The organism is Bifidobacterium sp. AGR2158, assembly GCF_000424225.1.
Classification (GTDB): domain Bacteria; phylum Actinomycetota; class Actinomycetes; order Actinomycetales; family Bifidobacteriaceae; genus Bifidobacterium; species Bifidobacterium anseris.
The window spans coordinates 39,384-59,022 of sequence record NZ_AUJM01000013.1; the positions used below are offsets into that span (position 1 = coordinate 39,384).

At 67.8% G+C, this 19,639-nt stretch carries 16 protein-coding genes and 1 tRNA gene; 6 read left to right on the forward strand and 11 right to left on the reverse strand.

Going from position 1 to position 19,639, the window contains the following annotated elements:
- Positions 1 to 46 precede the first annotated feature (46 nt).
- Both G606_RS0104905 and G606_RS0104910 read left to right on the forward strand, forming a co-directional pair.
- Entirely contained in the window at positions 47 to 1,735 is a 1,689-nt protein-coding gene (locus G606_RS0104905) for an FtsK/SpoIIIE domain-containing protein (RefSeq protein WP_051198574.1), read from the forward strand.
- A gap of 132 nt (positions 1,736 to 1,867) precedes the next feature.
- Complete coding sequence (locus G606_RS0104910) at positions 1,868 to 2,143, forward strand: WhiB family transcriptional regulator (protein ID WP_024541252.1); 276 nt, start codon at positions 1,868 to 1,870, stop codon at positions 2,141 to 2,143.
- Positions 2,144 to 2,238: 95 nt separating this feature from the next.
- On the opposite strand, the gene G606_RS0104915 is transcribed toward G606_RS0104910, so the two are convergent.
- Entirely contained in the window at positions 2,239 to 3,717 is a 1,479-nt protein-coding gene (locus tag G606_RS0104915) for a sensor histidine kinase (RefSeq protein WP_026645011.1), read from the reverse strand.
- A 193-nt stretch (positions 3,718 to 3,910) separates the two neighbouring features.
- On the opposite strand from G606_RS0104915, the gene trhA reads away from it, so the two are divergent.
- Positions 3,911 to 4,789 (forward strand): PAQR family membrane homeostasis protein TrhA, encoded by an 879-nt coding sequence (trhA, locus tag G606_RS0104920; protein WP_026645012.1) that lies wholly within the window; start codon positions 3,911 to 3,913, stop codon positions 4,787 to 4,789.
- A 118-nt stretch (positions 4,790 to 4,907) separates the two neighbouring features.
- Here the strand turns inward: trhA and G606_RS0104925 are convergent, their stop codons facing one another.
- From G606_RS0104925 to eno, 8 genes are all read right to left on the reverse strand, one after another.
- Positions 4,908 to 5,390 carry a GreA/GreB family elongation factor gene (locus G606_RS0104925; protein WP_026645013.1) on the reverse strand — a complete coding sequence of 161 codons (483 nt, stop codon included), beginning with the start codon at positions 5,388 to 5,390 and terminating at the stop codon, positions 4,908 to 4,910.
- 118 nt (positions 5,391 to 5,508) lie between these two features.
- Entirely contained in the window at positions 5,509 to 5,916 is a 408-nt protein-coding gene (locus tag G606_RS0104930) for an FKBP-type peptidyl-prolyl cis-trans isomerase (RefSeq protein ID WP_026645014.1), read from the reverse strand.
- A 74-nt stretch (positions 5,917 to 5,990) separates the two neighbouring features.
- On the reverse strand, positions 5,991 to 7,460 hold the full coding sequence (locus tag G606_RS0104935; protein WP_026645015.1) for an L-serine ammonia-lyase: 1,470 nt from the start codon (positions 7,458 to 7,460) through the stop codon (positions 5,991 to 5,993).
- Positions 7,461 to 7,577: 117 nt separating this feature from the next.
- Positions 7,578 to 8,213, reverse strand: a complete 636-nt coding sequence (locus G606_RS0104940; RefSeq protein WP_231371423.1) for a cadmium transporter — start codon at positions 8,211 to 8,213, stop codon at positions 7,578 to 7,580.
- A gap of 166 nt (positions 8,214 to 8,379) precedes the next feature.
- Positions 8,380 to 8,459: transfer RNA gene (locus G606_RS0104945), tRNA-Leu, on the reverse strand.
- A gap of 45 nt (positions 8,460 to 8,504) precedes the next feature.
- Positions 8,505 to 10,154, reverse strand: coding sequence for a DUF501 domain-containing protein (locus tag G606_RS10945; protein ID WP_026645017.1), 1,650 nt, complete (start codon positions 10,152 to 10,154; stop codon positions 8,505 to 8,507).
- Between the two features lie 17 nt (positions 10,155 to 10,171).
- Complete coding sequence (locus G606_RS0104955; protein WP_026645018.1) at positions 10,172 to 10,696, reverse strand: FtsB family cell division protein; 525 nt, start codon at positions 10,694 to 10,696, stop codon at positions 10,172 to 10,174.
- 101 nt (positions 10,697 to 10,797) lie between these two features.
- Positions 10,798 to 12,090: a phosphopyruvate hydratase gene (gene eno / locus G606_RS0104960; RefSeq protein ID WP_026645019.1), complete on the reverse strand. Its 1,293-nt coding sequence runs from the start codon at positions 12,088 to 12,090 to the stop codon at positions 10,798 to 10,800.
- A 378-nt stretch (positions 12,091 to 12,468) separates the two neighbouring features.
- Here eno and G606_RS10000 point away from each other — a divergent pair, with 378 nt between their 5' ends.
- From G606_RS10000 to G606_RS0104975, 3 genes are all read left to right on the forward strand, one after another.
- Positions 12,469 to 13,356 (forward strand): ABC transporter permease, encoded by an 888-nt coding sequence (locus tag G606_RS10000; protein WP_051198577.1) that lies wholly within the window; start codon positions 12,469 to 12,471, stop codon positions 13,354 to 13,356.
- A gap of 259 nt (positions 13,357 to 13,615) precedes the next feature.
- Positions 13,616 to 14,614 (forward strand): ABC transporter substrate-binding protein, encoded by a 999-nt coding sequence (locus G606_RS0104970; protein WP_026645021.1) that lies wholly within the window; start codon positions 13,616 to 13,618, stop codon positions 14,612 to 14,614.
- Positions 14,611 to 15,336: an ABC transporter ATP-binding protein gene (locus tag G606_RS0104975; RefSeq protein ID WP_101670907.1), complete on the forward strand. Its 726-nt coding sequence runs from the start codon at positions 14,611 to 14,613 to the stop codon at positions 15,334 to 15,336. The genes G606_RS0104970 and G606_RS0104975 overlap by 4 nt, the downstream gene beginning before the upstream one ends.
- A 128-nt stretch (positions 15,337 to 15,464) precedes the next feature.
- Here G606_RS0104975 and mfd read toward each other — a convergent pair whose 3' ends face one another.
- Both mfd and pth read right to left on the reverse strand, forming a co-directional pair.
- Positions 15,465 to 19,034 carry a transcription-repair coupling factor gene (gene mfd, locus G606_RS0104980; RefSeq protein ID WP_026645022.1) on the reverse strand — a complete coding sequence of 1,190 codons (3,570 nt, stop codon included), beginning with the start codon at positions 19,032 to 19,034 and terminating at the stop codon, positions 15,465 to 15,467.
- Positions 19,024 to 19,623: an aminoacyl-tRNA hydrolase gene (gene pth, locus G606_RS0104985; RefSeq protein WP_026645023.1), complete on the reverse strand. Its 600-nt coding sequence runs from the start codon at positions 19,621 to 19,623 to the stop codon at positions 19,024 to 19,026. Before pth ends, mfd begins: the two co-directional genes overlap by 11 nt.
- Positions 19,624 to 19,639 lie beyond the last annotated feature (16 nt).

The window sequence follows — 19,639 nt, forward strand, 5'->3', positions numbered from 1 at the left end:
CCGCCGACGGTTTGCCCACACCGGGCCGCCGGCGCATGCTGTGCGCATGGACGGCAAGGCGGTGCGCGCGGCGAAACGCGCCAGACGGATGCGCCATGTGCGGTTGTGCGCCTACGGCGCCCCACTCGCGGCGCAATGCGTCATGCTCGCCATGCTGCTGGCCCAACGGCAATGGCTGTTCGCGACGATGATCGCCTCGGGCTGCGTCGCCACGCTCGCCTCGCTCGTCCTCATGACGGCCGGACGCGGCGACGACACGGCCGCGCCCGCCGCGTCCGCAACCGCGCAATCATTTTCCGAACAATCCATGTCCGCAGCCGCCGCGGACGACGCCGCACGGGGCGCCCATGCGCCGCCCGTGCCGTTGGCGTCGGTGCTCGGCTTCGCCGACGACGCCGCGCCCTTCCGTTCAATCGCACACCGCTGGTGCGTCGCCGACGGCGGCTGCCGCGCCCCCGTGGGCGTCAACGGGTCCGGACAGGCCGCCGTCATCGACCTTGCACGGTTCGGCCCGCACGCGATCGTGGCCGGCACGACCGGCTCGGGCAAGTCAGTGCTGCTGCAGGACTGGTGCCTGGCGCTCGCCTGCCGCTACCCACCATGCCGCGTCCAGCTCGCGCTGCTCGACTTCAAAGGCGGTTCGGCGATGGATGCACTCGCCGGACTGCCGCATGTGCGCGGCTGCGTCAACGACCTCGACCTCGCCTACGCCAAGCGCGCGCTGCTCGCGCTCGAACGCGAGCTGACGCGCCGCGAACAGCTCGCGGCAGATCTGGGCGTCGCCGACCTGATGGGAGCGCCCGATCCGCCCGCCCGGCTCGTCGTCGTCGTCGACGAGTTCCATATGCTCACCGGCCAGCTGCCGGACCTCGCCGACCGGCTCACGCGCATCGCTTCGCTGGGCCGTTCGCTCGGCATGCATCTGATCGTCTGCACGCAGAACCCGCTCGGCGAGATCAGCGCGCCGATGAAGGCGAACATGGCGTTACGCGTCTGCCTGCGCATGCGTGACGCGATGCAGTCGCAGGAGATGCTCGGCGTCGACGACGCCGCCCGGCTGCGCGTCACCGAGCCGGGAGCCGCGATCGCGAGGATCGACGACGCCCGTGTGCGGCTGCGCTGCGCGTCCGACCCGGACCCGGAGCGCCTCGTCGATGAGATCGGCCGCGCCGCACGCGTGCACGGCCAGGGCGGCGCTCCCCCGCTGTTCACGGCGCCGGCACCCCGTCTCGTGCATGCGCGCGACATCGACGCACCACCCGGCGCGATCGCGATCGGGCTCGAGGACGACGGCGTGGCCACCGGCCCGTGCCTGTTCGACCCGGCCGACGGCAACCTCGCCGTCATAGGACGTCCCGGACGCGGACGCACGACGCTGCTGAGGACGATCGAAGAGGGCGCCCGCGCATGCGGCGCCGACGTCGTATGCATCGACGACGCCGACGCATGGTTCGACCCGTTCAGCGCCGACCCGCATGCCGCGCAGGTCCAGGAGCTCGTATGCTCGGGGCGGCGGTGCGTCGTGTTCGCGCTCGGCTCGTCACGCCGGCTTCGCGTGCCCGACCATTGCGCACGCCGGCTCGTCTTCCCGGTCGGCGAGCGCGCCGTCGACCTCGCCGACGGCATCCCCGCCTCCGTCCTCGACGCGATGGGCGCCGAGGATCTGCGCACGCCGGGACGCGGCGTGCTCATCGAGGCGGGCCATGTGCGGCTTGTGCAGTGCGCTGTGAGCTGAACGCCGCATGCGGGCCGTTTTTCGCGCAAGGTCTTGAAATCGCCCCGGTTATTGCCTAGCATGAGCAACGTAGTCGTTATCGGAACCGGACGGAAGAAGCCGGACAGCAGACAGAAGAAGGATGTCATCACCATGAGCAGTGCATTCGATTGGCGTGCGAAGGCGGCGTGTCGCGACAAGGACCCCGAGCTGTTCTTCCCGGTGGGCAACACCGGTGCCGCATACCAGCAGATCGAAGAGGCCAAGTCCGTATGCCGCACCTGCAAGGTCATCGACGCATGCCTCAAATGCGCGCTCGACACGAATCAGGACTACGGCGTGTGGGGCGGCCTGAGCGAGGACGAACGCAGGGCCCTCAAGCGCCGTGCGATGCGTGCGCGCCGCTCCGCGTCGATGCAGCTCGGCTGAGCCGACGCAACCCGGATCGGCGGCCCATCCGCCGTCGATATGCGAAGGCCCCGGTTCCCGCGATGGCGGGAACCGGGGCCTTCGTGCGGACCCTCTCAGGCGGCGCGCAGCTTGATGGCAAGCCGCACGCGCGTGCCGCCGGTCTCGACCGGCTCCCAGCGCACGGTGCCGCCGAAGTCGTTCGTCACGAAGGTGTTGATGATCTGCGTGCCCAGGCCCGAGCCCGAGGAACGGGCCATGCCGTCCTCCTCCTCGCTGCCCATGCCATTGCCGTCGTCCTGCACGACGATGTCGAGCTCGTTGCCGCGCCGGTCGGCCGTCACCGTGATGTGCCCCTCCTTGCGGCCCTCGTAGCCGTGTTCGACGGCGTTCGTCGTCAGCTCGGTGAGCACGAGCGACAGCGGCGTCGCGTCCTGCGCCGGCATCATGCCGAAGCTGCCGACGAAGTCGATCGAGATGCGCTGGTCGCTCATCGCCGTCAGGTCGACGCTCATGCGCAGCAGGTTGGCGATGACCTTGTCGAAGTCGACGATCTCGTCGGCCGACTGGCTCAGCCCCTCGTGGACCATCGCGATCGTCTGCACGCGCCGCTGTGCCTCCTTGAGCTCCTTCTTGACCTCGTCGGACTTCGTCTTGCGCGCCTGCAGCCGCAGCAGCGCGGAGACGGCCTGCAGGTTGTTCTTGACGCGGTGGTGGATCTCGGAGATCGTCGCGTCCTTCGTCTGCAGCTCGACCTCGCGCCGGCGCAGCTCGCTGACGTCCCGGCACAGCACGATCGCGCCGGTGCGTCCGTGCTCGTCCATCAGCGGCAGCGAGCGCATCGAGACGGCCGAACGGTTCGCGACGAGTTCGGAGTCAATCGCGGCCTTGCCGAGCAGCACGAGCGGCAGCGATTCGGGCACCGGGTCGTTCTCGTGGATCAGGCTCGTGCCCACCTCGCTCAGGTTGGCACCCTCGAGCATGTCGACCATGCCCAGACGTCTGAAGCAGCTGATGCCATTGGGCGACGCGTACTGGACGATGCCGTCGGCGGACAGCAGGATGAAGCCGTCGGCGACGCGCGCGTTGTGCCGCTGGCTGAGGACGGAGTCCTTGTAGGGGAACTGGCCGCGCGGGATCATGCCGTACAGCTGCTTGCCGGCACCGATGCTTTCGAGTTCGTAGCGGCCGTTCGATTCGCGCGTCGCAAGGTTCGTCTCGCGCACGACGAGGCCGAGCGTCTTGCCGCCGTGGCGGATCGGCGCGTACACGTTGCACACGAGCGCGTCGCCGATGCGGCGCAGCACCGACGAACGGTAGACGCCGTCCGACTTCATCGCCTCGGCCATCTCCTCCTGCAGCTCGTTGTCGACCCGTTCGCCGACGACGTCGTCGATGCGCAGGCTCACGACCGTCGACGGGCGGCACTGGCCGGCGATGACGAAGCTGCCGTCGCCCTTCTGCAGCACGAGCAGCAGGTCGGCCAGACTCAGGTCGGCGATGACCTGCCAGTCGGCGACGAGATGATGGAGCCATTCCTTGTCGGACGCGTCGAAATCGGGGCGCGTCGCGAGAATCTGTGAAAAATCAGCCATGTTCCCCATGATAGGCCACATCGGCGCCCCCGCAGGGCGGCGGCTGTACGCGCGGGGCTCAATCGACACCCCTTCAGCGGGTCAGGTCAACAACCTACGCTATAGTAACCTACGATTGCGTAACCAAGTGTGGACGACACGACGGGAGGATGCGACGATGAGCGCAGGGACGACACAGGCCGCGGGGGCGGCCATGGACGGCGACGACCAGCTCGAGCAGCGCCGGCGCGAGCTGGCGCAGGCCAGACGCACGGCGCTCGAGGCGAAGGCCGAGGCGACGCGTAGCAGGGCGCGCGCGAAGGCGGCGACGATCCTGGCGAAGGCGGACAGCCGCGCGAAGAAGGCGATCGCCAAGGGCGAGGAGAAGGCGGCCAAGCTTGAGGGCGTGCGCGCGCCGCGCCGGATCCGCCTCGACGTCCACGGCCGCGAGAAGCCGGCCATGCGCGGCTGGCTGCACGCGGCCGCCACGCCGCTCGCGCTCGCCGCCGGCATCGTGCTCGTCTGTCTGGCGCACGGAGCCGGCCTCAAATGGGCGTGCGCGGTCTTCATGACCGCCTCGCTCATCCTGTTCGGCAACTCCGCCGCCTACCATCTGGGCGACTGGTCGCCGCGCGTGACCGACGTGCTCAGGCGCATCGACCACGTCAACATCTTCCTGCTCATCGCCGGCACCTACACGCCGGTCTCCTTCGCGCTCGACGCGTTCTGGCGCAACACGATCATCATCGGCATGTGGGGCTGCACGGCCGTCGCGATCCTCATCCACGTCGTGTGGATCGACGCGCCGCGCTGGCTGTACACGCTCGTCTACGTCGTCTTCGGCGTCTCCGGCGTCGCCTTCATGGGCATGTTCTGGATCTCCCCCGCCGCCGGCCCTGCCGTCGTGTGGCTGCTGCTGTCGGGAGGCGCCTGCTACATCGCCGGCGCCGTCGTCTACGCGCTGCGCCGCCCCGACCCGTGGCCGAAGGTCTTCGGCTTCCACGAGATCTTCCATCTGGGCACGATCGCCGGCTACGCCTGCCACATGGTCGCGATCTACCTCGTCATCTGCCGTCTCGCGAAGATCGGCTGAGCCCGCGATAATCAATCGACAAAAGCCAATTAAGGGGGCGCGCCGGGGATGGCCCATGATGGGCCATCCCCGGCGCGCCCCCTTAATTGGGATCGTCCGCGTCCGGCGACGCGTCCGCTCAGTCGAGCGGCTTCGATTCCTTGATCGTCACCGAGATGTCGCGGCCGTTGGGGGCCTTGTAGGTGACGACGTCGCCCTCGTGCGCGCCGAGGATGGCGGCGCCGATCGGCGATTCGGGGCTGATGACGTCGTAGTCGGTCGCGACGGCGATGTCGCGCGAGCCGAGCACGTACTTCATCTCGCGGCCGGCGAGCTCGATCGTCACGAGCGAGCCGTTGCCGACGACGCCGGCGTCCGGCGCCTCGAGGATCTTCGCGTTGCGCAGCTTGACGATGAGCTCATTGATGCGCCCCTCGTTCTTGCCCTGCTCCTCGCGCGCGGCCTGATAGCCGCCGTTCTCGGACAGGTCACCCTCGGCGCGCGCCGCGGCGATGCGTTCGGTGATCTCCTCGCGGTACTCGCCCTCACGGTACGCGAGCTCCTCCTTGAGCTTGTCATACGCCTCCTGCGTGAGCAGGACGGTCTTCTCTTCCTGAGCCATGATGTCCTCCTTCATGGAAAAGCCTTGATATGCAAAATCCGCATCGTGCACGCCGGGGCGGCTCCCCGACGGGCGCGATGCGGCCGATGCGGCAGGCGTCGGGCCGGCCATGCACGTTTCAGCGCGTGGAGATGATGTCCACGACGAACTCGAGCGTGTCATCGCCGCCGATGCCGGCCTGCGGCACGCCGCGCGAGCCGTAGCCGTACTCCGGCGGGATCGAGATGAGCAGACGCGAGCCGACGTTGTGGCCAGGGACCGTCTGGTCCCATCCCTTGATGACCTGGCCGACGCCGATGCCGAAGCTCGCCGGCTGGTGGCGTTCGAAGCTCGAGTCGAAGGCCTTGTCGTTGCCCCAGACCTGACCGTGGTAGTTGACGGTCACCGTGTCGCCGCGGCGCACCATCGGACCGTTGCCTTCGACGAGCTCGACGACCTTGAGCCCCTTGGGCGCCTCGTCCTGCGGGAACGTCATCACCGGCAGGTCTCCGAATCCGCCTTCGACCTGGGGCATCTCGTTAGCCATGTTTCCTCCTTGGTTCCAAGCACAACGGGACCCAGCCTAGCACAGAACGGCCCATTGCGCCGAGGGTGCCCATGTCAGCATTCGACGACGTTGAGCGCCAGGCCGCCCTTCGACGTCTCCTTGTACTTCGCCATCATGTCCTCGCCCGTCTCCTTCATCGTACGGATGACCTGGTCGAGCGTGACGATGTGCGATCCGTCGCCGAGCATCGCCATGCGCACGGCGACGACGGCTGTGTTCGCGGCGACCGCGTTGCGTTCGATGCACGGGATCTGCACGAGGCCGCCGACCGGGTCGCACGTCAGCCCCAGATGATGCTCCATGCCGATCTCCGCCGCGTTCTCGACCTGTCTGGGCGTGCCGCCGACGACGGCGCACAGCCCGGCCGCGGCCATCGAGCACGCCGAACCGACCTCGCCCTGACAGCCGACCTCGGCGCCGGAGATCGAGGCGTTGCGTTTGATCAGATAGCCGACGGCGCCGGCCGTGAGCAGGAAATCGCGTATGCCCTCGTCGCTCGCCCCGGACAGCAGGCGGCGGTAGTACAACAGCACCGCCGGGATGACGCCGGCCGACCCGTTCGTCGGCGCCGTCACGATGCGCCCACCCGCGGCGTTCTCCTCGCTGACGGCAAGCGCGAACAGGTCAATCCACGACGATTCCGACGATTCGAGATGTCGCAGACCCGCCGACGGGTCGGCGCGCAGCACGTCGCCGGCGCCGCGCAGCCGCGCGTAGACGCCGGGCGCGCGCCGCGGCACGTCGAGGCCGCCGGGCAGCACGCGCTGCGTGCTCGTGCAGCCGGCGACGACCGAGGCGCGCATCGCCTCCCAGATCGCGTCAAGCCGCACGTCGAGCTCGTCCGCACCGTGCAGCGCCGTCTCGTTGTCGCGCACGATCTGCGCGATCGACTTGTGCTCGTCGGCGCAGATCCTCAATAGTCCGTCGGCGCTCGTGAACGGATGCGGCACGCCGGCGAGGTCGTCGTCGCGGCGGTATTCGCCTTCGCGCGCCTCCTTGGCCGCCTGTTCGGCGTGCTCGTCGTGGGCGTGGATCGGCAGCACCGGATCGTCGACGAGACCTTCCTGGATGAAGCCACCGCCGATCGAATACCAGACCTGTTCGAAGACGACGTCGTCGTGCTCGCCGTAGGCGATGCAGCGCAGCCCGTTGGGATGCGCTGCGAGACGATGCCACACGTCGAGGATGACGTCGTGTTCGAAGTCGAAGGGGATCGTGCGTACACCATCGAGGTCGATCGCGCCGCGCGCGTCGCAGCGCGCGTGGATGTCGGCGAGGTATGCGGTGTCGACGTGCCGGGGATCGTTGCCTTCGAGGCCGGCGACGGCGGCGCGGTCGGTGCCGTGGCCGAGCCCGGTCAGGGCGAGCGAACCGTACAGGGTGACGGCGACGCGCGCCACACGTGGCAGAATGCCGCGTTCGCGCAGCGCTTCGGCGAAGGCGCGCGTCGCGAGCATCGGGCCGACCGTGTGCGACGAGCTGGGGCCGACGCCGATGGAGAACAGATCAAGGACGCTGAACATGCCTGACAGTATAGGCGTCGCCGCCGCATTCCGCCGTCGGCTGCCGGGCGCGCATATGAAAACGCGCATGGCGGCCGTCGGGCCGTCATGCGCGTCGATGCGTGCGTACGTCGGCGCTCACAGCGCGTGGAGCATGATGAAGAGGACGTAGCCGCCGTAGCAGGCGATGAGCAGGACGGCGAGTGCGATCGCAATGAGCGCCTTGCGGTGGCGGGCGAGGCGTTCGCCAAGCGTGTAGGCGGCGAAGAACGCCGCCATGCCGAGCAGCGCGCCGCTGACGACGGCGATCGTCGTGTCGTGCGAAGACAGCACGCCGGCACCAAGGCGCCCGGTGATCATGTTGCGCACGCCGAGGATGACCCACACGGTCCACACGCCGAACGAGATCGCGCCGATCGTCGCATAGACGAGCGGCTGCAGACGCCGACGCATGCGGTAGGCGAAGGATTCGGCGCACCACAGCAGCGCGAAGCCGACGACGAAGGAGAACATGACGGCGAACAGCGAGGCGACGCCCGCCCACGGCACGAGCGCGAAGACCGCCGGACGGAAGGTCGCGGTCAGCGGCGAGCAGAAGATCTCGCAGAACGTGAGCGTCGCGGCGAGAATGACGGCCTGCGCGAGCATGATCGGCACGCCCGTCGTCTGGTCCTTCACGACGCTCGTATGTGCGCGCGCGGCCGCGGCGCCCCTCGATGCGCTGGAGATTGATTCGCTCATGTGATTCCCGTCGTCCGTAGGTCTGGTGGTCATGTTGTTGCGAGTGTACGAAGGAAAAGCGCGCGTTGTGTTACGGACGGATGACGATGTCGTGAGGGAATCGGCGGATCGTGGGAACGCGGCGCGTATGGACACGCCGATGACCGTATCAGCATGCGTATATACGGGAAAACCCGCCATTTCTGGCGGGTTGTCAGGGTGCCCCCAGTGGGACTCGAACCCACACGCCGGAGCGTTCGATTTTAAGTCGAATGCGTCTACCGATTTCGCCATGGGGGCGTGCGGCCGGCGGCCTCACGCCGGCACCGTAGGCATTATGCCACGTCAGCGTTCGGCGAGCAAACGCCGTCCCATGTCGAGCACGAGCCCGTCGAGCAGGCCGTGCTCGCTCGCCACGTAGGAGTCGATGACTTTGCCGTGGTCGGCGCGCGCCGCCTCGGCGACGCGTTCGAGCACGCGGCTCCAGATGAGCGCGCCGCCGCCGACGACGTCGATGCGCCCCGGATGGATCGTGCGGTAGCCGCGCCGCTCCTCGCGGGGCATGTGCAGGAAACGGTCGTCGACGTCGAAGGCGGTGAGGAAGTCCATGCGCACGCCGTCGACGGCGCAGTGGTCGTATTCGGGCAGTCCCATCGCCAGCGCCGTCATCGTCGTGACGGTGCCGGACACGCCGATGATCGTGTTGGCGGCGCCGGCCGCCACATGCGCGAAGGCCTCGTCGATGTGCGCGTCGATGTCGGCGACGGTCTCGTCGATCTGCTGCTGCGTCGGCGGGTCGGAGTGCAGATGGCGTTCGGTCATGCGCACAGAGCCGATGTTCATCGAGAACGCGGCGCGCACCTTCGTCGCAGGCATCGCCTCGCCGTCGCCGCCGACGACGAGCTCGGTCGAGCCGCCGCCCAGATCGACGACGAGGAACGGCGGCTCGAGGTCGTCGCGCGACGTCATCGCCGTGGCCGCCAGGAAGCTCAGGTCGGCCTCCTCGGTGCCGGAGATCACTTCGGGGCGCACGCCGAGGATCGATTCGATCGTGTCCTCGAACTCCTTGCGGTTCTCGGCGTCGCGCGTCGCCGACGTGGCGACGAAGCGCAGCGCGTCGACGCGGTGCTCGGCGAGCACGGCCGCGAACTCGCGCGCCGCGGCGTAGGTGCGTTCGAGCGCGTCGTCGGCGAAGCGATGCGTCTCGTCGACGCCTTCGCCCAGACGCACGACGCGCAGCATGCGCGGCACAACGTCGTGGATGCCGTCCGCGTCGACGCGCGCGATCTTGAGGCGGATCGAGTTCGTGCCGCAATCGATGCCGGCGACGACGACCGACGTCTCCGACGCGTTTTCCTCATTATGTTCGTTGCCTTCGCCGCGTTCGTCGCGTGTATCGCGTTCGGCGGCGTGACGGCGCGCGCGGCGCGCTGCGCGGCCCTCGTCGAGCGTCGCGCAGCGGCAGACGTCGGCGTCGAACTCGCCGCTCATCCGTTCGAGCGCGTCGTCGCCGATCGGGTTGACGCCCGGGCCCATGACGAGGCTCTGCGCAACGAGCGCGTGCAGGCACTTGACGCGGGTCGGCATGCCGCCGGCGCTCGTGCCCTCGATGTGCGTCTCATCGTCACCCAGACGCGCCGCCAGCGCATGGCGGAACGCAAGGTACACCACATGGGCGCGCTCGTAGGCGCGGCGCAGATCCTCGTCCTCGGCGAGGCGCGCGTTGTACTCCTTCATCAGGCCTTCCGCCTCGAGATGCGATGCGGCCTTGACGGCCTCCGGGCTCGTCAGGTACATCGCCGTCGGGAAAGGGATCCTGCCGTCGACGAGCGGACGGGTGACGACGGCGAGCGGACGGCCGCAGCGGCAGCGCGCGCCGACGGCGACCATGCCACGCGGGAAGCGCCCCAGCTGCGCGCCGACGACCTCGACGTCCTCCTCGCTCGCCGGCGCGGCAAGGAAACGGTCCACGAGCTCCTCGGCCCGCTGCATCATCTCGGCATCGAAATCGGTCACTGCTGCTCCTTGTCCTGATCGTCGGACGGCGTCGCGGCACCGGCGTCCGTCTCGTCGTGTGCGTCTGCGCCATGCGTCTTGTCCTTGCCGGCGTCGGCCTCCTTGAACGAGTACGCCATCTCGTTGTACCACGGCAGCGTCGTCTCCTGCGCGCCGTCGGCGCCGTCGAGCGGCGTCGACGTCTTCTTGCCGGTCACGGCCTCGGGATGTTCGACGCGGATCGGCTGTTCGCCGGGGAACACGTAGCCGAGGCGTTCGCGCGCCTGCGCGGTCACATAGGCGTCGTCGTCCCAGCGTTCGATGTCGTTCGCGAGCTCCTGCTTCTGCGCGACGAGCGCCGCCTCCTGCTTCTTGAGGCTGTTGAGCTCCGACAGATCGAGCGCATAGGAATGGAAGGTCGAGATGAGCTGGATGAGCCCGAGCGCGATGATGAACAGCGCGACGAAGAAGGCGATTGGCCCCGCGCTCGTCCGTTTCATCGGTTGCTGCTTCGCCTGCGTGGCGCGTGGTCGTTTGCTCATGGATATGAAAATACCCGCCGCATTCGACGAGCGGATGCGGCGGGCTGAAGCGTTCACGCGACGGTCACACGACGACGATGGTCATCATGCGGCCGGCATGATCACATGTACTGCTTGCAGGCCTTGAAGGCGCTGTAGCCGGCGTACTCGGCGGTCGAACCGAGCTCCTCCTCGATCTCGAGCAGGCGGTTGTACTTGGCGATGCGCTCGCCGCGGGCCGGGGCGCCGGTCTTGATCTGGCCGGTGTTCTTCGCGACGGCCAGATCGGAGATCGTCGTGTCCGGGGTCTCGCCGGAACGGTGGGAGACCATCGACGTGAAGCCGTTCTTCGTGGCCAGCTCGATCGCGTCGAGGGTCTCGGAGACGGTGCCGATCTGGTTGAGCTTGACGAGCAGCGAGTTGCCCGCGCCCATGTCGATGCCCTTCTTCAGGCGCACCGGGTTGGTGACGAAGAGGTCGTCGCCGACGAACTGCAGACGGTCGCCGAGCGCCTTCGTGATCTTCGCCCAGTCTTCCCAACCTTCCTCCTGGAACGGATCCTCGATGGAGACGATCGGGAACTGGTCGACGAGCTTCTCGTAGAAGTCGAGCATGTAGGCCGAGTCGCGGTCCTCGCCGTCGAAGTGGTACTTGCCGGTCTCCTTGTTGTAGAACTCGGAGGAGGCGACGTCGAGCGCGATGCCGATCTGCTTGCCCGGCTCGTAGCCGGCGGCCGAGATCGCGTCCATGATGTACTTGAGCGAATCCTCATTGGTCTTCATCTTCGGAGCGAAGCCGCCCTCGTCGCCGAGGCCGGTGGCCAGACCCTGCTTCTTGAGGACGTTCTTGAGGGTGTGGTAGACCTCGACGCCCGCCTGCAGCGCCTCCGAGTAGGTCTCGAAGCCGTAGGGGGAGATCATGTACTCCTGGATGTCGGTCGCGAAGTCGGCGTGCGCGCCGCCGTTCATGATGTTCATGTTCGGAACCGGCAGGATGTGGCCGTTGGTGCCGCCGATGTAGCGATAGAGCGGCAGTTCGGCAGTCTCGGCGGCCGCGTAGAGGGCGGCGAGCGAGACACCGAGGATCGCGTTGGCGCCGAGACGGCCCTTGTTCGGGGTGCCGTCGAGCTCGATCATCAGGTCGTCGAGCGCGCGCTGGTCGGTGGCGTCCATGCCGATGATCTTCGGAGCGATCTCCTCGTTGACGGCCTTGACCGCACCGAGGACGCCCTTGCCCTGGTAGACGGACTTGTCGCCGTCGCGACGCTCCCAGGCCTCCGCCTCGCCGGTCGACGCGCCGGACGGCACGAGGCCGATGCCACGGGCACCGTCTTCGGTGTCAAGCACGACCTCGACGGTCGGGTTGCCACGGGAATCAAGAATCTGGCGTGCATACACGCTTTCAATTGCTGCCACAACTGCTCCTTGTGTGTACGGGTTGTGATGACATTTGCAAGAGTAATGCCGTTGTTGGACGATTCGCAACTTCCCGTCGACGAAAACTGTGAGCGCTCCCAGATCGGCGCGTCCCGCCGCGCGACCACGGACGGCCCGCACCCACGAGCCGAAAACCATACGGATCCGTCCGCACTGCCCAACGCCGTCGATCGAGACCTTTGTCCAACGCCTTTGGCAACAATGGATGCCGACACGGGGTGCCCGGGCCATGATCTCAAACATGTGCTGGACCCCGTCGCCGCGGACTGCCCGCGACGACGGCTGGGAAAGCGGATCGGCTGGGCTGAGATCACACTCGTCGAACCTGAAATAGGCAATGCTATCGAAGGGAATGTCATGTCCGTTCCGCAACAGGACGGCGCCGTCATATCCGACGCGCCGTCGTTGTCCCCATCGCCGTGCGCATCATCATCGACATCGCCGCGCACGACTTCGCCGTCCACAACGTCCCTGCACACGCCGTCGCTGCCCGCATGGACCCGGCGCGCCGTCCACATCGGCGCCGCATGGGCCTCCACGCTCGCGTTGTTCGCGCTGTGGGCGCTGTGCACGCGTTCGCCTGCCGGCACGCGCGCGCTGCCCTCCCCCGCCGAGGTTGCCGCCGCCTTCGTGACGATGTGCGACGAAGGCGTGCTGTGGCCATCGGTGCGCGTCAGCGTGCTGCGCGTGCTCACCGGCCTCGCCGTCGGCGTGGCGCTCGCCGTGCCGGCGGGCGTCGTCTCGGGCGCGAGCCGCCTCGGCGGCGCGCTCATCGACAAGCCGGTCCATATGCTGCGCGCGATCCCGTTCCCCGCGCTCGCGCCGCTGCTCATCGTCATGCTCGGCATCGGCGAGGCGATGAAAATCGCGCTCATCGCAACCGGCGCGTTCGCACTCGTCTACGTCAACGTCCGCGACGGCGTGCGCGCGATCGACCCGGGACTGCTCGAGCTCGCCCGCGCCTACCGGATGCCGCGGCGCGCCGTCTTCACGAAGATCCTGATGCGCGGCGTGCTGCCGCAGTTCATGACCGGACTGCGGTTCGCGATCACCGTCTCATGGATCGCACTCGTCACCTGTGAGACCGTGAACTCGTCGGCCGGCATCGGCTATCTGCTCGCGCGCGCCCAGCAGTTCTTCCGCACCGACCAAATGGTGCTGTGCATCGTGCTGTACGCGGCGCTCGGACTGCTCAGCGAATGGATCGTCGGGGCGCTCGAACGGCTGGCGCACGTGCGCGGCTGACGTCGTACTCCCCCTTCCCCGCGGACTTCCGCAGGGTTCATTGTTCGTTTCAGGACCGCCATCGACCGATGCGGCCCCATCATCAACCGATTCCGCATGACCGTATGACCGATTCGTCATCGACGTCGGCCGACCGAGCCGTCGCGCCGTTCACGACGACCATGCCGTTCACGACGACCGCTCATGGTACGACGACCGACCATGGCGAGGCGACGCGGCCGCGCGGCCATGCCCACGACCATACCCACAAGGAGACACCATGTCATTCACATCCACTTCCCGATTCCGCTCATCCGCTTCCCACCCGCGCCGCCTGCTCGCCGCCGTCTGCGCCGCCGCGCTGCTCGCCGGCGCCGCCGCATGCGGCACGTCGTCGGCGCAGGCGGGCGACGGCGCCACGATGCGCGTCGCTTATCTGTCCACGGCGAACTATCTGACGACGGTGCGCGACGAGCCCTTCCTCGACGAGGCGATGGCGGGCACCGACGTGCGATTCACCGGTCCGTACAACCCGACCGACGCCTACGCCGCCGTCCTGTCCGGCAACGCCGACGCAACGAGCACCGGCACCGGATCGTTCATCAACTTCCTCGCGCAGGGACAGCCGTGGACCGCCTTCGCAATCGAATACTACGACGGCGACTCACAGGGCATCGTCGCCGCCCCCGGTTCCGGCGTCGAATCACTCGACGACCTCAAGGGCAGGAAGGTTGCGATCATCAAACGCGGCGGCACCGGCGACTACGTGCTGCACAAGGCCCTCGAAGGCAGCGGCGTGGACGTCGACGACGTCGACGTCGTCGAGATGAGCCCGAGCAACTTCCAGGCGGCCTTCACCTCCGGGCAGATCGACGCGCTCTCCTCCTTCGACCAGAACCTCGCGGCGGCGATGGCCACGCCGGGCGCGAAGCTGCTCGCCAACGGCAAGGACTACGACAACCACAACGTCTCGATCCATATCGTCTCGCGCGACTTCGCGACGAAACATCCCGACGCCGTCAAGGCGATGTACCGGGCGCTCGTCAGGGAGTCCGAGGCCGCGGCGAAGCGTCCAGAGATTATCACCGACGCCTACCGGCACTTCGGAGCATCCGAGGAGGTCGCCAACCAGATCGCGCACTTCGACGTGCCGACGATCCTGCCGATCGACGCCGACGGCCGCGCGATGCTCGAGGCGCAGGCCCGCGAATACGTGGACTTCGGCTTCATCGACACGATGCCCGACATCGCCGCCGCGACGATGGACTGCGGCGCATGAGCGGCGGCGTGACGCCCGCCGTCGCGATCGACGACGTATGCAAGGCCTTCGACGGACGCACCGTGCTCGACGACGTGGACCTGCGCGTCAACGCAGGCGAGACCGTCGCACTCATCGGCCGCTCCGGCTGCGGCAAGTCGACGCTGCTGCGCATCATCGCCGGTCTGATCGACGCGGACCGCGGCCACGTGCGCACCGAGCCGCGCGTCGCCTTCGGCTTTCAGGACGCGCGACTCGTCCCGTGGCTGCGCATCTGGGACAACGTGACGCTCGGCATCGACGCCGACCGCGGCCGCATGACACGCCGCGAACGCAAGGCGCTCGCCGTGCGCGCGCTCGATCAGGTGCAGCTGGCCGACGCCGCAGACAAACTGCCGGCTGAGCTGTCCGGCGGCCAGCGGCAGCGTGTCTCGCTCGCCCGGGCGTTGACGCGCCGGCCGCGGCTGCTGCTGCTCGATGAACCCTTCGGCGCGCTCGACGCGCTCACACGGCTTGACATGCAGGATCTGCTCGCCGGACTGCGTGCACGGCTTGGGTTCGCGACGGTGCTCGTCACCCATGACATCGCCGAGGCGGTACGGCTCGCGGACCGCATCCTCGTGCTCGCCGACGGCCGCATCCGCGATGAGGTGCGCGCTGACCGTTCGAGTCTCGACGTCCAGGGACGTCCGTACGACCATCAGGCGCTCGAGGAACGGCTGCACCGCGCATTGCGCGGGTGACGGAACCGTCGACAACCACAGTTGGCGCCGGTCATAGTGCCCGATGCGCCGATATATCGTGAAGGCCGCACAGGAATGCCCTGTGCGGCCTTCACGATATCTGGCCTACCCGTCGGCTGCGTCGTGCGTCAGACGCGCGGCTTCGGCGTCCACGCGAGGTCGTCGAGCAGCTGGCTAACCCAGTGGATGACCTCGCCGGAATCCATCGACCCCGATCCGAGCGATCCGGCGAAAGGCGTCGGAATCGTGTAGGTGTGCGTGAGCGGCCGGTACTGCGCGCCCTTGTAGATGCGTTCGATGCGCATGCGTACCGATTCGGGCGGGTCGATGCCCCCGACGCGCAGTTTGCCGCCCTGGCCAACGATCTCGGTGATCCCGAGGTCCCGGGCGCGCTCGCGCAGCCGTGCGATGCCGAATAGCGACGTGAAAACCTGCGGGGGCTCGCCGTAGCGGTCGGTGAGCTCCTCGCGCAGCTCCTCGAGATCGTCGTCGTTCCTCGCCTCTGCGAGCTTGCGGTACGCTTCGAGGCGCAGCTTGTCCGAATCGATGTAGTCGACCGGGATCGACGCCTCGATGGGCAGGTCGATCGTGACGACGGGCGGCTCGACGCGGTCGGGCTCCTTGTAGTCCTCGATCGCCTCGGAGACCATGCGCACGTACAGGTCGAAGCCGACGCCTTCGATGTGCCCGCTCTGCTCGTCGCCCAGCAGGTTGCCGGTACCGCGCAGCTCGAGGTCCTTCATCGCCACGTCGAAGCCGCTTCCGAGCGCCGTGTTCTGCGCGATCGTCACGAGACGCTCGTGCGACTGCTCGGTCATCGGCTTGCCCGGGTCGTACAGGAAGTACGCGTAGGCGCGGTCGCGGCCGCGGCCGACGCGTCCGCGCAGCTGGTGCAGCTGGCTGAGGCCGAAGCGGTCGGCGTGGTCGACGATCAATGTGTTCGCGTTCGAGATGTCGAGACCGGTCTCGACGATCGTCGTGCACAACAGCACGTCGATGTCGCGATGCCAGAAGTCGCGGATGATCTGGTCGAGCTGCTTGCGTCCCATCTTGCCATGCGCGATGCCGATTCTCGCCTCGGGAACAAGCTCGTGCAGCTTCGCGGCCTTCTTGTCGATGTCCTCGACGCGATTGTGGATGTAGAAAACCTGACCGCCGCGCAGCAGCTCGCGCCGGATCGCCGCCGTGACCTGCGCGTCCTCGTAGGCGCCGACGTAGGTGAGCACCGGCAGGCGGTCCTCCGGCGGCGTCGCGAGCGTCGACATCTCGCGGATGCCGGTGACGGCCATCTCAAGCGTGCGCGGGATCGGCGTCGCCGACAGGCTCAGCACGTCGACGTTCGTGCGGATCGCCTTGAGCGCCTCCTTCGCCTCGACGCCGAAGCGCTGCTCCTCGTCGATGATGACGAGACCGAGGTCCTTGAACTTGATCTTCGGGTTGAGCAGCTTGTGCGTGCCGATGACGACGTCGACGCTGCCGTCGGCGAGTCCCTTGATCGTCTCGTTGATCTGCTTCGTGCTCTGGAAGCGGCTCATCGCCGCGACGGTGACCGGGAATCCCTCGAAGCGTTCGGTGAAGGTCTCGTAGTGCTGCTGGACGAGCAGTGTCGTCGGCACGAGCACGGCCACCTGCTTGGAGTCCTGCACGGCCTTGAAAGCAGCGCGCACGGCGATCTCGGTCTTGCCGAAGCCGACGTCGCCGCAGATGAGGCGGTCCATCGGCACCGGCTTCTCCATGTCCGCCTTGACGTCGTCGATCGTCGTGAGCTGGTCGGCGGTCTCCTGGTACGGGAAGGCGTCCTCGAGCTCCTTCTGCCACGGCGTGTCCTTGCTGAACGCGAAGCCCTTCGTGCGCTGGCGCGCCGCATACAGCTTGATGAGGTTCTGCGCGATCTCGTGGACGTGCTTCTTCGCCTTCGCCTTCGTCGCCGCCCAGTCCGAGCCGCCGAGCTTGTTGAGCTTGGGGATCTCGGCGCCGATGTACTTGCTGACGAGATCGAGCTGGTCGGTCGGGATGAACAGCTTGTCCGGCGGCGCGTTGCGTTTGCTCGGCGCGTATTCGATGACGAGGTACTCGCGCGTCGTGCGGTTGCGTCCCGATCCGGTCGTGCGCTGGCGCATGCCGACGAAACGGCCGATGCCGTGCTGTTCGTGCACGACGAAGTCGCCCGGCTTGAGTTCCATCAAATCGATCGACTTGCGGCGCTTGCGCGGCGTCTTGGGGCCGCCGGCGACGCTTTCGCGGCCGGTCAGGTCGCGTTCGGTGAGCAGCGCGGTCTTCGCGGCCGCGTCGACGAAGCCGTCGCGCGCCTGCGAGCGCACGGCCGTGAAATTGGCGACACCGACGGCGTTGAGCATGCGCGCAAGACGGTGCAGCGTGCCTTGGGCGGCGGCCGTCACCGTCACGTCGTAGCCGTCGTCGAGCAGCGCGCGCACGCCCTGCTCGGTGCGCCGCTCGTCACCGCGGAACGCCTTGGGCGTCTGCGCATCGATCTGCACATGCCCGGGCAGCGACGAGTCGACGGTGAACCCGCTGATCCTCCACAGTTCGCGTTCGCTGTACGCGAGCGAGGAGACGACCTCGTCGTAGTCGAGGAAGTTCGCACCCTCGAAGTCAATCGGCGCGCCGGCGCCGTGCCCGGCGGCGGCGACGTGCCAGCTCGTCGCGAGAAACTCATTGGCGGTCTTCGCTAGGTCGTCGACCGAACGGCGCAGCTTCTCCGGGTCGCACAGCATGACGACGGCGTCCTTCGGCAGCATCGACGAGACGGGCCTCATGTCGTCCACGAGGGCCGGCAGCAGCGATTCCATGCCCTCGACGGGAATCGCCTGCGTGATTGATTCGAGCATGTCGTCGGCGTTCGGGATGCGGCCGACGAGCGAACGCGCGCGCTCGCGGATCTGCTCGGTGAGCTGCACCTCGCGGCACGGCGTCGCCCAGACGGACTTGATCTGCGGGCCGTAGGTGCGCTGGTCAGAGGCGTGGAATTCGCGGATCGAGTCGATGTCATCGCCGAAGAACTCGATGCGCACCGGATGCGGCATCGTCGGCGGAAAGACGTCGATGAGTCCGCCGCGCACGGCGAATTCGCCGCGGTCCATGACGAGGTCGACGCGCGTGTAGGCGTTGCGCACGAGCGCGGCCGCGGCCTCGTCGAGCGCGATCCGCTCGCCGAGCGCGAAGACGAGCGGCTTGACGTCGCCGATGCCGGCGACGACCGGCTGGATCAGCGAACGTACCGGCATGACGAGGATGCGGATGGGGCCGAACATTGCGCTGCCCGCCTCGGGATGGCACAGCCTGCGGAAGACCTCCATACGGTTGGCGACGGTGTCGGCGCGCGGCGAGAGGCGTTCGTGCGGCAGCGTCTCCCATGCTTCGAGCTGGGCGACGGCGGCCGGGTCGCCGTCGTACCACGAGCGGATGTCGTCGACGAGTTCCTCGGCCTCGCGTCCCGACGGCACGACGACGACGATCGGCGACAGCGTGGCGCGTGCGGAGGCGAGCGCCGGACGGATGCCGTCGGGCGCGCCGATGGACAGGATCGGCTCGCCCGCCTCGGCGTCCGCTTCGATCAGGCCGTGCGCCAAATCGTGGAAGGCGGGGTCGGCTTCGAGGCGTGCGCGCAGTTCCGTCAGCGCACCGCCGATCGTGCCGCGTGCGCCAACGGTGGTGGTTGCGGTGTCGTCAGCGGCCATTGAAGCGGTCCTGCGCTTTCGTCAGCCCGTCGAAGACGATCGTCTCGGCCGCGTCGGCACCGTCGGCGAGGAATTCGGGCAGCTGCTTCCTCTGCGCGGCGTTGAATTCGCCGAGCACCCAGTTGATCGTGTTGTCGTGCGCGTCGCCGGAGCGGCTCGCGTGGCCGACGCCCATGCGCACGCGCGCGTAGTCGGGCGTGTGCAGGCATCGGTCGATGGATTTGATGCCGTTGTGTCCGCCGGCCGAGCCGCCCGACTTGAGCTTGATGCGGCCGAATTCGAGATCCATGTCGTCGTGGATGACGATGATGCGGTCGACGTCGATGTGATAGTACTCGCGCACCGACTGGACGGCCTGCCCCGAATCGTTCATGTAGGTCAGCGGCTTGCACAGGAAGAACTTCTGGCGCTTGTCGCCCATCGTCATCACGCCCTTGCCGAGGTCGGCGAGCCCCTTGTGATTGGCGAAGCGCACGCTCCAGCGTTCGGCGAGGAGGTTGACGGTCATGAAGCCGATGTTGTGCCGCGTGTTGCGGTATTTCGCGCCCGGGTTGCCCAGTCCTGCGATGAGCCAGTAGTCCGATGCCATGTGTCGCTCTTTTCCG